The organism is Mesorhizobium sp. ISC25 (genome assembly GCF_042295465.1).
In the GTDB taxonomy this organism is placed as follows: Bacteria; Pseudomonadota; Alphaproteobacteria; order Rhizobiales; family Rhizobiaceae; genus Mesorhizobium.
Genome location: NZ_CP135441.1, coordinates 3588529 through 3600917, shown reverse-complemented (window position 1 = coordinate 3600917; position 12389 = coordinate 3588529). Strand labels below are relative to the sequence as shown.

Below are 12389 nucleotides of genomic sequence, written 5' to 3'. Positions count from 1 at the left end.
CATGAGGACGCCGCTGATCGATCGGCGCGATTTCCTGAGGGCCGCAGGCGCTGGTTTCGTCGCGGCGATGGCGCCGTCGGCCTGGGCAAAGACACTCGACGCCGACGCGGTCTTCGCCACCGCTTTCGTCAAGCGCGACGGCAGCTCTGGCGCGGCCGTCCTGTCCGAGGCCGGCAAGTTGTTGCACATGATCGATCTGCCCGATCGGGGCCACGACGTTACCTTCGACCCGGTGTCTAAGCGTTCGGTGGTGTTTGCCAGGCAGCCGGGCACCTTTGCTGTCGTCTTCGACCATACCGGCCGCGGTGAACCGCACACCATTGCCAGCGTTGCCGGCCGGCACTTCTTCGGCCATGGCGTGTTCTCGGCCGACGGTGCGCTGCTCTACGCCACCGAGAACGATTTCGACAATGCCGCCGGCGTCGTCGGCATCTATGACGCGCATGCGAAATTCAAGCGCATCGGCGAGTTCCCGACCTATGGCACAGGCCCGCACGAGCTTTTGCTGCTTTCCGACGGCAGGACGATTGCTGTGGCCAATGGCGGCATCGAGACGCATCCGGATTATGGCCGCGCCGAGCTCAATATCGCAACGATGAAGCCGTCCTATGTTCTGGTCGACCGCCTTACCGGCGATCTCACCGAAAAGCACGAATTGCCGCCCGTGCTGCATCAACTGTCGATCCGCCATATGGATGCCGACCGCTCCGGCACCGTCTGGTTCGGCTGTCAGTACAGGGGGCCGGGCACCGATTGCCCCCCGCTGGTCGGCCGCGCGGCGCGTGGCAAGGACTTGCAATTGCTCGACATGTCGCAGGACGTGCTCTCGGCCTTCAGGAACTATATCGGCTCGGTCGCCGCCAACCCTGCCGCCGGCACTATCGCCGTGTCTTCGCCTGAGGGCAATTCGCTTGCCGTGATCGACGCGGCCAGCGGCCGCATCGTCGACACCAAGGCGCTGGTCGAGGTCTGTGGCGTGGCGCCCGATGGGGAGAGCTTCATGGCGACGACCGGCGCCGGCGAAATCGTCGAGGCCGGTGGCTCGATCCGTTCCGAGCCGGACTATGTCTGGGACAATCACGTGCTGCGTATCGAGCAGGTCGGCTAGTCCCGATACCTATTGTGGCGATTGTGTGCGTCGAAACTTACGTTCTTGGACCCGCGCCGAAGCCAAGTCGCCTGACGATTTATCCATTATTCCCTTGCGGGGATCAGCCCTGGCGGGCAGAGGGAAGCTGTTTTCGAAACTGTCTCAACCGGCCGCTTCATGAAATTGCTTGCCATCGACTGTGCCGCCAATCTCTGCGCCGCCTGCGTCTACGATGCGGCGGCCGGGAAAGAACTCGGCCGTTCGGTGCTCGATCTCGGCAAGGGTCATGCCGAGCATCTGATGGGTGTCATCGAAGAGGCGTTGGGGACCAGCAGAACCGACTATTCCGGCCTCGGCGCCATTGCCGTTTCCACCGGTCCGGGCTCCTTCACCGGTCTGCGCGTCGGCGTCTCGGCGGCGCGCGGCCTTGCACTGGCGCTGAAAGTCCCGGCGATCGGCGTGACGACTCTGGAAGCACTGGCGGCGCAAGCGAGAGTAACGTTTCCCGGCCGCGCCGTTCTCGCCGCGCTCGATGCAGGGCGCGAGGAAATCCATGCGGCACTTTACGATGAAGCATCCGTTTTGATTTACGGTCCCTCGGTGACCACGCTTTCGCAAGCCGCCGCCATCGCGGTTGACTGCTCCGCGGTTCTTGCCGGCACCGCGACGTCGCAAATTGCCGCCTCGGTCGGGCGCGCTTTTGACACCGGCCCGATCGGGGCCACCGCCGACATCGCCGTCTATGCCCGGCTGGCGACTGCTAAAGACGATGGTGAAAAGCCGAAGCCGTTGTATTTGCGCGGCGCGGACGCCAAGCCGCAGGCCGGCTTTATTCTATCAAGGCAAAAAAACTGATGCGCATTCCCTTCCTCCAGCCGCGTCGCAGGGACTATGCGCTCGAGCCGCTGACGATTGCCGACAGCGCGGCCATGTCGGTGCTGCATCGCGAGGATTTCGCGCGGCCGTGGACCGACGACGAATTCGCCGCGCTGCTGGAGCAGGACACCGTGTTCGGCTATGCCGCGCGCGAGACCGGACAGGGCGCCAAGCCGCCGGTCGGCTTCGTGCTGGCGCGGCTGGCGGCCGGCGAGGGGGAGGTCCTGACGGTCGCGGTGGCACGCTCGCATCGGCGGCGGGGGCTCGGCTGGCAATTGATGGATGCGGTGCTGCGTGAACTGCACGCACAGCGCGCCGAGGCACTTTTCCTCGAGGTCGACGAGACCAATGTCGCCGCGATCGCGCTCTATCGGCGGCTCGGCTTCCGCGAGGTCGGCAAGCGCGCCAACTATTACAAGTCGCCGGAGCACGGCCCGACCGGCGCGCTTGTCATGCGCCGCGATCTTCGCTAGCCAAACGCCGGGGTGGTGCGAATGATCGGAAAAATCAGGATTTTCCTGGCGCTGGGGCTGGTTGTTGTCGGCTCATTGGTGCTTGTGCCGCTGCAGATCCTGTCGATGAAGACCGGACTCTGGCGCGAGACCTTCATCCTGAAGATCTGGCACAGGATGATCATCAGGGCGCTGGGGCTGCGCATCCATGTCAAGGGAGCGCTGTCCGGCCAGCGCCCATTGCTGATTGCTGCCAACCACATCTCCTGGACCGACATCATGGTGCTGGGGTCGATGGTCGACGTGACGTTCATCGCCAGGGCCGACATGGCCGGCTGGCCGCTGATCGGCATGCTGTCCAAGCTGCAGCGCACCGTCTTCATCGAACGTGAGCGCAAACGTTCGTCGGGCGACCAGGCGAGCGAGATCGCCGGCCGCATGGCCAAGGGCGACGCCATGGTGCTGTTCGCCGAAGGCTCGACCGGCGACGGCAACATGATCCTGCCGTTCAAGAGCACGCTGTTCGGCGCCGCTACAATGGCGATTGCGGAAGGGGCGGCCGAACAGGTCTTCATCCAGCCGGTGGCCATCGTCTATACGCGCCTGCATGGTGTGCCGCTCGGCCGCCGGCATCGGCCGGTAGCCGCCTGGATCGGCGATGAGGAGCTGATGCCGCACCTCAAGGTGCTGATGGCCGAGGGCGCCCTCGACGTCGAGGTGCATTTTGGCGAGGCGATCGCTTTCTCCAAGGGCTCCAGCCGCAAGGAGACGGCAAAGCAGATGGAACGCCAGGTGCGCGAGATGGTGCAGGCGGCGCTCGCCGAACCGCGCCCAAGCCGGTAGGCTGCGCGGGTTTCGGGCAGATTCGTCTGTTTTTTGTCAGGGAAAGGCGCTAGAAGCCGCGAAATGGAATTGAACACGATAGAACGCGACGACACCGGCGCTGCCGCCGAAGGCCTGGTCGTTCCGCCTGCCGCGACCAGGAAGGTCTTCGTCAAGACCTATGGCTGCCAGATGAACGTCTACGATTCGCAGCGCATGACCGATGCTCTGGCGGCCGACGGCTATGCCGCGACCGATGCCATTGGCGAGGCCGATCTGGTGCTGCTCAACACCTGCCACATCCGCGAGAAAGCGGCGGAAAAGGTCTATTCCGAACTTGGGCGCATCCGTGAGTTGAAGGCGGAACGTGCCAAGGCCGGGCGCGAAATGCTGGTCGGCGTCGCCGGCTGCGTGGCGCAGGCCGAGGGCGCCGAGATCATCCGCCGCTCGCCGGCCGTCGATCTGGTCATCGGTCCGCAGACCTACCACCGGCTGCCCGGTGTGCTGGCGAGGGCGCGTGGCGGCGAAAAGATCGTCGAAACCGACTATGCCATCGAGGACAAGTTCGAGCATCTGCCGCAGCCAAAGCGCGCCGAACTGATCAGGCGCGGCGTGACGGCGTTCTTGACCGTTCAGGAAGGCTGCGACAAGTTCTGCACCTTCTGTGTCGTGCCCTATACGCGCGGCTCGGAAGTCTCGCGGCCGGTGGCACAGATCGTCGCCGAGGCCGAGCGCCTGGCGGATGCCGGCGTGCGCGAGGTGACGCTGCTCGGCCAGAACGTCAATGCCTGGCACGGAAGAGGCGAAAACGGCGAGGAATGGGGCCTTGGCCGGCTGCTGTTCAGGCTGGCAGAGATTCCAGGTCTGGCGCGGCTGCGCTACACGACCAGCCATCCGCGCGACATGGACGATGAATTGATCGCCGCCCATCGTGATTTGCCTGCGCTGATGCCCTATCTACATTTACCGGTGCAATCCGGCTCCGACCGCATACTCAAGGCGATGAACCGCAGGCATATGGCCAAGGACTATCTGAGGTTGATCGACCGCATCCGTGCCGCACGGAACGACATCGCACTGTCCGGCGATTTTATCGTCGGCTTTCCCGGTGAGACGGAAGCGGATTTCGAGGCGACCATGCAGTTGGTGGAAGACGTCAACTATGCCTCGGCCTTCTCGTTCAAATATTCTCCGCGCCCCGGCACGCCGGGCGCGGAGATGAGCGATCACGTGCCGGAGGCCGTCAAGGACGAGCGCCTGCAGCGGCTGCAGGCGCTGCTTCTGAAACAGCAGCAGGATTTCGGCGCAAGCCTGGTCGGCAGGACTATCGACACGCTGATCGAAAAGCCGGGCCGCCAGGCCGGCCAGAAGGTTGGCCGCTCGCCCTGGCTGCAGCCGGTTATTGTTGATGAAAAGGCCGGCGAAATCGGTGACATTATCCAGGTGCGAATCACGAAGACGGGCTACAACAGCCTGTTCGCCGAATTGGCCTGAAGGCCTCGGCAGATGAGGAGAGACGGTTGAGCGCTGCTGAAGTCAAGAATCTGCCCCAGAATCTACCCTCCGGGGCCTCGGATATGGCGCACATCGTACTGACTTTCGACAATAACAAGCTTGCCAGCGCCCTTTACGGCCAGTTCGACGAGAATCTGGCCAGGCTCGAGCAGAAGCTCGGCGTCGACATCCGCTCGCGCGGCAATCAATTGACCATCAAGGGCTCTTCCTCGGCCGCCGAGCAGGCACGCCGCGCCTTGGACAATCTTTACGGCATTCTGCAGAAAGGCACCGATATCGGCCAGTCCGATGTCGACGGCGCCGTGCGCATGGCGATCGCCACCGACGACCAGCTGACGCTGCCGACGCTGGAGCGCAAGGGCAAGGTGTCCGCCGCCCAGATATCGACGCGCAAGAAGACCATCTATGCCCGCTCGCTCAACCAGGACGCCTACATGCGCGCGCTGGAGCGGTCGGAACTCGTCTTCGGCATCGGCCCGGCCGGCACCGGAAAGACCTATCTGGCGGTGGCGCATGCGGCAATGCTGCTCGAACGCGGCATGGTCGAACGCATCGTGCTGTCGCGCCCCGCGGTCGAGGCCGGTGAACGGCTTGGCTTTCTGCCGGGTGACATGAAGGAGAAGGTCGATCCCTATCTGCGGCCGCTCTATGATGCGCTCTACGACATGATGCCGGCCGACAAGGTCGAGCGGGCGATTGCCGCCGAGGTCATCGAGATTGCGCCGCTGGCATTCATGCGCGGCCGTACGCTGGCGCACGCTGCCGTCATCCTCGACGAGGCGCAGAACACCACGCCGATGCAGATGAAGATGTTCCTGACCCGGCTCGGCGAGAACTCGCGCATGATCGTCACCGGCGATCCGACCCAGATCGATCTGCCGCCAAACACCAAGTCCGGCCTGGTCGAGGCGCTGAGAATCCTCGACGGCGTCACCGGCATGGTGACCGTACGCTTCAATGAAGGCGACGTCGTCAGGCATCCGCTGGTCGCCGAGATCGTCAAGGCCTACGACCGTGACGGCAAGCTGGCCAGGGGCTTGGGTGTCGAAAGCTGATATGATTATGCGGCCGCATGGCTGAGGAGCAAAAGGCGGGGGGGCCGCTTCCCGTCGAAATCGATGTGGCGATCGAGGCGGGCGACTGGCCCGACGAGGCGGTGCTGATGCGGCTTGTCGACCGCGCCGTCTCGGCCGCCTTTGCCGAAACCGGTGCAGACGGCCGTTCCGAGCTCAGCATCGTCTTTTCCGACGATGCCCATATCCGTACGCTCAATGCCGGCTGGCGCGGCAAGGACAAGCCGACCAACGTCCTGTCTTTCCCGGCTTTTCCGTTTGCCAGGGGCGGGCCTCTGCCGCCGATGCTCGGCGACATCGTGCTGGCCGCCGAGACTGTCGTGCGCGAGGCGGCACTGGAAGACAAGCCCGTCGAGGACCATATCTCCCATCTCGTCATCCATGGCCTGCTGCATTTGCTCGGCTATGATCACGAAACCGATGCCGAAGCGGAACTGATGGAAGCGACAGAGCGCGCAGCACTTGCGAGGCTTGCCATTCCCGATCCCTACACGTAATTACAAAAGACCAATTGACCGGACGATGATGAACGACAAACCAGAGACTGCCGCCCGCTCCGACGCCGGCAGTGCGATCAAGCCTTCCGAAACGACGGAAGAGGGCTCGAGTCCGAGTACCACGACCGGCAGCTTCGCCAGCGAGGCATCGCCTGCCGGTCCTTCCCTGTTCGATCGCGTGCTCGGGCTTTTCAGGCACCGCAACGGCACCAGCCTGCGCGAGGAGATTGCCGGTGCGCTCGCCGAAACGGCGAGCGATGCAGAATCCTTCTCGCCCGGCGAACGCGCCATGCTCAACAACATCCTGCGCCTGCGGGAAGTGCGGGTCGAGGACGTCATGGTGCCGCGCGCCGACATCGAGGCGGTCGAGATCACGACGAAGCTCGGCGATCTTCTGGGGCTGTTCGAACAGTCTGGCCACTCCCGCATGCCGGTCTATTCGGAGACGCTCGACGACCCGCGCGGCATGGTTCATATCCGCGACGTGCTGGCGCACATCACCAAGGTCGCCCGCGTCAGAAAGGGCAGGACGACCAGGAAAACCCCGGTCGCGACGGTTCTCGATCTCGCCCAGGTCGATCTGGCGCGCACCATCGGCGATCTCAACCTGATCCGACCGGTGCTGTTCGTGCCGCCGTCGATGCTCGCCTCCGACCTGATGGGGCGAATGCAGACGACGCGCACTCAGATGGCGCTGGTCATCGACGAATATGGCGGCACCGACGGTCTCGTCTCGCTCGAGGATATCGTCGAGATGGTGGTCGGCGACATCGAGGACGAGCACGACGAGGACGAGCCGATGATTACCCAGGCCGGCGAAGGCGTCTTCATCGTCGACGGCAAGGCCGAGATCGATGACGTCGCCAAGATGATCGGCGAGGATTTCGCCGCCGGCGAGCACGGCGAATATGTCGACACGATCGGCGGCATGATCTTCAACACGCTTGGTCGGGTGCCGGCGCGCGGCGAAGTGGTGCAGGCCATACCCGGCTTCGAGTTCCATGTGCTCGACGCCGATCCGCGCCGCGTCAAGCGCGTGCGCATCGTCGAGACCTTGAAGGGCGAGCGGCGGCGCCGCGCCGTCCGCACCGAGCAGGCTTAGGGTTCATTTGGAACCGGGGCTCCGGCCTGATAAATCTTGCTTCCTGATTCGCACGACTCGGAAGCATAGATGGAGCGCCAGGCCGGCCGGATAATTCTGCTTTGGGGCTGGCGGCGCGCGCTCGTGGCGTTTCTTGCCGGGGCGCTGGCGGTTCTCGCCCAGGCGCCTTACGATTTCTTCGCCGTCTGTTTCGTTTCGTTCCCGCTGCTGGTGTGGCTCCTCGACGGCGCGACCGGCGAAGCCTCGGACGGTTTTCTGCGGCGCTTGCGGCCGGCTTTCGCCACCGGCTGGTGGTTCGGTTTCGGTTACTTTCTTGCCGGTCTCTGGTGGGTCGGCTCGGCGCTGCTGGTCGAGGCCGACAGCTTTGCCTGGGCCTTGCCGTTCGCGGTGGTCGGCATCCCCCTCGCGCTGGCCTTCTTTTACGGTTTCGCTGCCGTGGTTGCCCGGCTGTTGTGGAGCAACGACATTGGCCGCATCGCCGCGCTCGCCTTCGGTTTTGCGCTGGCGGAATGGCTGCGCGGCTTCCTGTTCACCGGCTTTCCGTGGAATGCCGTCGGCTATGCGGCGATGCCGGTGCCTTTGCTGATGCAGAGCGTATCGGTGACCGGCATGGTCGGCATGAACGCCCTTGCGGTCTTCGTCTTCGCGCTGCCGGCCCTGCTTGCGGCGCGCCAGCATCTTCGCCTCGGCGCGGCATTGCTTGTCGTTCTCGTCGCCGCCGATGCCGGCTTCGGTTATATCAGGCTCGCCGCCCCCGAAAAGCCGGCGGCCCGCAGCCTCGACGTCCGTATCGTGCAGCCTGCCGTCGACCTCACGGAAAAATGGGATGCCTCGGTGCGTGACCGCATCTTCGCCACCATGATGGGCCTTTCGGCCAAGGCGCCGGAACCCGGCCATGACAGGCCGCAATTGATCCTGTGGCCGGAGACCTCCGTGCCGTTTCTGTTCACCGATCGTCCGGATGCCCTGCCTGCCATCGGAGAGATGCTTGGCGATGGCCAGATGCTGGTTGCCGGCGTCGTTCGCGAGGAAGGCGGCTCGGCGACCGGGAGCCGTTACTACAACTCGGTAGTGGCGATCGACGAAAGGGGCGAAATCGTCGATGCCGTGGACAAGGTCCATCTGGTACCCTTTGGCGAATATCTACCTTTCGCCGATCTGCTCGGCCGCTTCGGGCTTGAGCAGCTTGTTGCCGGCCCGATGACCTTCGCGGCCGGCAATGAGCGGCACCCGATCGCGCTGCCCGGCGGCATCGGGGCGCTGCCGTTTATTTGCTATGAGGTCATCTTTCCTGATCTGGTCGCAGTTGACGCAACGTCAGCCGAGCTTATTGTGAACGTCACCAATGACGCCTGGTTCGGCGACACGCCGGGGCCGTACCAGCACTTCAGGCAGGCGCAGATCCGGGCGGTGGAGAATGGGGTGCCCCTGTTGCGCGCGGCTAATAACGGCATTTCGGCCGTTGTCGACCCGCGCGGTCGCATCGTCGACGCGCTGGCAATCGATGCACGCGGTGCCATCGATGTGCGTGTGCCGATCTCCAACCAAGCCATCGTTTCCTCCGGCCAACGACGCATTAATGGAATGCTGATCATGTTTTTGCTTGCCGTTGCGGCATGCATTTTGAACGTAAGGCAAAGGCTACGGGCGAATTGACAGCCGACACATTAGAAACTCATACTGTAAGCGCCTGAAAAATTATCGAAGTCGATAGGTCGTTTTGTTGGGGCACGGGCCGCCGTCTTCGTTTGGGCAGCAAAATAGAAAAAGCCGGAAAAATTCGGCGAGGAAAAAATGACAGAAGAAAACAAGAAAAAGCCGAATCCGATCGACATCCACGTCGGAAGCCGCATTCGGCTTCGCCGCAATATGCTGGGAATGAGCCAGGAAAAACTGGGCGAAAACCTCGGCATAACGTTCCAGCAGATCCAAAAGTACGAAAAGGGCACCAATCGCGTCGGCGCCAGCCGTCTGCAGGCAATCGCCTCCATACTCGGCGTCCCCGTCGCCTTCTTCTTCGAGGATGCGCCCGGTCAGGAGCCCGTGGGCACCCGCGGATTTGCCGAGGATGCGTCGATGACCTCCGCCGTCGAATTCTGCGGCAGCCCGGAAGGCCTCCAGCTGAACCGCGCCTTCGTCAAGATCGCCGACGTGAAAGTGCGCCGCAAGATCATTGAGCTAGTGAAGTCGCTCTCCGCCGACGAGGTCGATTGACTGGCCCGTGAAGAGTTCAAAGAGGAAGAGGTCGTCGTAGCTGGGATGTAATTTCTCGCGGCTGTGCGCATCGAGGGATGTGCATTCCGCAGATGCGCTAAAGCGCGGATCGATTTTGCTCGACACGCTTCCTCGAAGCCGTTTTCCTCAGTCTGTTGGTGCAAGGGCTGATGGCAGTGCGCCCTGCCGCCGTCTCGGGATGCAAAGATAATGACGTCAAAATTCATGCCAGAACGGCTGCACGGCTTGACGAGCGGCGCCCGGCACCGTTAACAACTGGCGCGCCAAAATCGGCGGCCTGCCGATATTTTTTCAAGAGGGGACACCCGTGACGCGGCACAATTACTTCTTCACCTCGGAATCCGTTGCCGAGGGCCATCCCGACAAGGTCTGCGACCGTATCTCCGACGAGATTGTCGATCTCGTCTATCGCGAAGCCAGAAAGACCGGCATGGACCCGTGGAAGGTCCGCGTTGCCTGCGAGACGCTTGCGACGACCAATCGCGTTGTCATCGCCGGCGAGGTGCGCGTCCCCGAGACGCTGCTCAAGAAGGACAAGGAGGGCAACGTCCTGAAGGACGCGGCCGGCCATCCGATTGTCAACCCGGCCAAGTTCAAGTCGGTCGCCCGCAAGGCAATCCGCGAAATCGGCTACGAGCAGGCCGGCTTCCACTGGAAGACGGCCAAGATCGAGGTTCTGCTGCACGGCCAGTCGCCGGATATCGGCCAAGGCGTCGACAACGCCTCCGACCGGCAAGGCGAGGAAGGAGCCGGCGACCAGGGCATTATGTTCGGCTATGCCTGCCGCGAGACACCGGACCTGATGCCGGCGCCGATCTACTATAGCCATAAGATCCTCGAACTGCTGGCCGCTGCGCGCCATGAAGGCAGCGGTGATGCAGGCAGGCTCGGGCCGGATGCCAAGAGCCAGGTTACAGTCCGCTATGTCGACGGCAAAGCGGCGGAAGTGACGCAGATCGTGCTGTCGACCCAGCATCTCGATGAGACGTGGGATTCGAAGAAGGTGCGCAACGTCGTCGAACCCTATATTCGCGAAGCACTGGGCGACCTGAAGATCGCCGACAATTGCAACTGGTACATCAACCCAACCGGCAAGTTCGTCATCGGCGGGCCCGATGGCGACGCCGGCCTGACCGGCCGCAAGATCATCGTCGACACTTATGGTGGGGCTGCGCCTCATGGCGGCGGCGCTTTTTCCGGCAAGGACACCACCAAGGTCGACCGCTCGGCGGCCTATGCGGCGCGCTATCTCGCCAAGAACGTGGTTGCCGCGAAGCTTGCCGATCGTTGCACTATCCAGCTTTCCTATGCGATCGGTGTCGCCCAGCCGCTGTCGATCTACGTCGACCTGCACGGCACCGGCAAGGTCGACGAGGCAAAGCTCGAGCGTGCACTGCGCACCGTGATGGACCTGTCGCCGTCCGGTATCCGCCGCCACCTCGATCTCAACAAGCCGATCTATGCCAAGACGTCGTCCTATGGCCATTTTGGCCGCAAGGCCGGCCGCGACGGATCCTTCTCCTGGGAGAAGACCGATCTCGCCAAGGCGCTCAAGGACGCTCTCGCCGAACCAGTCGCCGAAGCGGTCGCCGCCTAACCGCGGCGCCTATGGACCCGAAGGACCGGCCTAGCCGTGCGACCGAGGCATTTTTCGGTCGCCGGCGCGGCAAGACCATCCGACCGCAGCAGGCGGCGGCGCTGGAGAGCGGCTTCGCCGTCTACAGGCTCGATCTGACGGTCGAACCGCCGGCCGATCTGCGCAGCCTTTTCGAAGCCGAAGTTTCGGCTGTCCAGCTCGAAATCGGTTTTGGCGGCGGCGAACATCTTCTGCACCGTGCCACGGCCAGCCAGGCGACCGGCTTTATCGGCGTCGAGCCCTTCGTCAACGGCATGGCCAAGATGATGATGGCGGTCCGGGAGCGGCCGCTTGCCAATCTGCGCGTCTATGACGACGACGCCACACGCCTGCTGGACTGGCTGCCGCAGGCTTCGCTTGACGGCATCGATCTTCTCTACCCGGATCCGTGGCCGAAGAAGAAGCACTGGAAGCGGCGCTTCGTCAGCCCGGTCAATCTCGACCGCTTCGCGCGCGTCCTGAAGCACGGCGGAAAGTTCCACTTTGCGTCCGACATCGACAGCTATGTGAACTGGACGCTCCTGCATTGCCGGGCGCACGGCGCCTTCACATGGCACGCAAGCGAAGCAGCCGACTGGCACGGGCCCTATGATGGGTGGCCGGGGACGCGCTATGAGGCCAAGGCCATTCGTGAAGGCCGACGGCCCGCCTATCTCACCTTCGTGCGGAAATAAGCAGGAAATCCGAGCTGAGCAAAAGGCGAGCGGGCCGAAGGCTCTCGTCGCTCACTTGGCTCAGAAGCGACGGATCTTGTCGAAGGCGGCCGGCTCCATGCCGAGATTGCGCAAATCATGCGCATGCGGCTTGCGACCGTTTTCCACAGCCCGCGACGCTGCTACGGCGCTGCCGAACACGCTAAAGACATCGCCTATGGCTGAAAAAAATCCACGGTTGTTCATGATCGAATCCTTTCGAGCGCAGTGAGCGCTCCGATTGTGCAATGCAACATAGATAGTCGTGCGCCGCCGGTGCTCAAAGGGGGATCACTGCATGGGCGCCATGCATTTGGCGCAGCGCTGCGGACTCGGAGCCCTGCCGTCATGCAGGACGGGCTTGAAACGAGGACCATGATCGTCTATATCAGTTTCAAA

General features: G+C 63.3%; 13 protein-coding genes. 12 read left to right on the top strand and 1 reads right to left on the bottom strand.

The genetic code is table 11. The annotated features are described in order from the left end of the window. The first annotated feature begins 1 nt into the window (after position 1). The 12 genes from RQ479_RS17925 (at position 2) to RQ479_RS17870 (ending at position 11972) form a co-directional block, all read left to right on the top strand. A complete protein-coding gene (locus tag RQ479_RS17925; protein ID WP_376702042.1) occupies positions 2 to 1108 on the top strand; it encodes a DUF1513 domain-containing protein in 1107 nt (368 codons plus the stop codon). Positions 1109 to 1267: 159 nt separating this feature from the next. Next, positions 1268 to 1945, top strand: coding sequence for a tRNA (adenosine(37)-N6)-threonylcarbamoyltransferase complex dimerization subunit type 1 TsaB (gene tsaB / locus RQ479_RS17920; protein ID WP_376702041.1), 678 nt, complete (start codon positions 1268 to 1270; stop codon positions 1943 to 1945). Continuing rightward, positions 1945 to 2439, top strand: a complete 495-nt coding sequence (rimI, locus tag RQ479_RS17915; RefSeq protein WP_023719576.1) for a ribosomal protein S18-alanine N-acetyltransferase — start codon at positions 1945 to 1947, stop codon at positions 2437 to 2439. Before tsaB ends, rimI begins: the two co-directional genes overlap by 1 nt. Positions 2440 to 2460: 21 nt before the next feature. After that, positions 2461 to 3261 (top strand): lysophospholipid acyltransferase family protein, encoded by an 801-nt coding sequence (locus RQ479_RS17910; protein WP_376702040.1) that lies wholly within the window; start codon positions 2461 to 2463, stop codon positions 3259 to 3261. 63 nt (positions 3262 to 3324) lie between these two features. Beyond that, positions 3325 to 4734, top strand: coding sequence for a tRNA (N6-isopentenyl adenosine(37)-C2)-methylthiotransferase MiaB (gene miaB / locus RQ479_RS17905; protein ID WP_376702039.1), 1410 nt, complete (start codon positions 3325 to 3327; stop codon positions 4732 to 4734). 83 nt (positions 4735 to 4817) lie between these two features. Beyond that, a complete protein-coding gene (locus tag RQ479_RS17900; RefSeq protein WP_352464821.1) occupies positions 4818 to 5810 on the top strand; it encodes a PhoH family protein in 993 nt (330 codons plus the stop codon). A gap of 17 nt (positions 5811 to 5827) precedes the next feature. Then, positions 5828 to 6325 (top strand): rRNA maturation RNase YbeY, encoded by a 498-nt coding sequence (ybeY, locus tag RQ479_RS17895; RefSeq protein ID WP_376702038.1) that lies wholly within the window; start codon positions 5828 to 5830, stop codon positions 6323 to 6325. Positions 6326 to 6353: 28 nt separating this feature from the next. After that, positions 6354 to 7427, top strand: coding sequence for a hemolysin family protein (locus RQ479_RS17890; protein WP_254816261.1), 1074 nt, complete (start codon positions 6354 to 6356; stop codon positions 7425 to 7427). 69 nt (positions 7428 to 7496) lie between these two features. Then, positions 7497 to 9083 (top strand): apolipoprotein N-acyltransferase, encoded by a 1587-nt coding sequence (gene lnt, locus RQ479_RS17885; protein WP_376702037.1) that lies wholly within the window; start codon positions 7497 to 7499, stop codon positions 9081 to 9083. A gap of 138 nt (positions 9084 to 9221) precedes the next feature. After that, positions 9222 to 9641 (top strand): helix-turn-helix domain-containing protein, encoded by a 420-nt coding sequence (locus tag RQ479_RS17880; protein WP_292653991.1) that lies wholly within the window; start codon positions 9222 to 9224, stop codon positions 9639 to 9641. Positions 9642 to 9969: 328 nt separating this feature from the next. Further along, positions 9970 to 11259, top strand: a complete 1290-nt coding sequence (metK, locus tag RQ479_RS17875) for a methionine adenosyltransferase (RefSeq protein ID WP_023719567.1) — start codon at positions 9970 to 9972, stop codon at positions 11257 to 11259. An 11-nt stretch (positions 11260 to 11270) separates the two neighbouring features. Next, positions 11271 to 11972, top strand: coding sequence for a tRNA (guanine(46)-N(7))-methyltransferase TrmB (locus tag RQ479_RS17870; RefSeq protein ID WP_376702036.1), 702 nt, complete (start codon positions 11271 to 11273; stop codon positions 11970 to 11972). Between the two features lie 60 nt (positions 11973 to 12032). Here RQ479_RS17870 and RQ479_RS17865 read toward each other — a convergent pair whose 3' ends face one another. Beyond that, the gene (locus tag RQ479_RS17865) at positions 12033 to 12197 is read right to left on the bottom strand and encodes a hypothetical protein (protein ID WP_376702035.1); all 165 of its coding nucleotides are present in this window, start codon (positions 12195 to 12197) and stop codon (positions 12033 to 12035) included. Between the last annotated feature and the right edge of the window lie 192 nt (positions 12198 to 12389).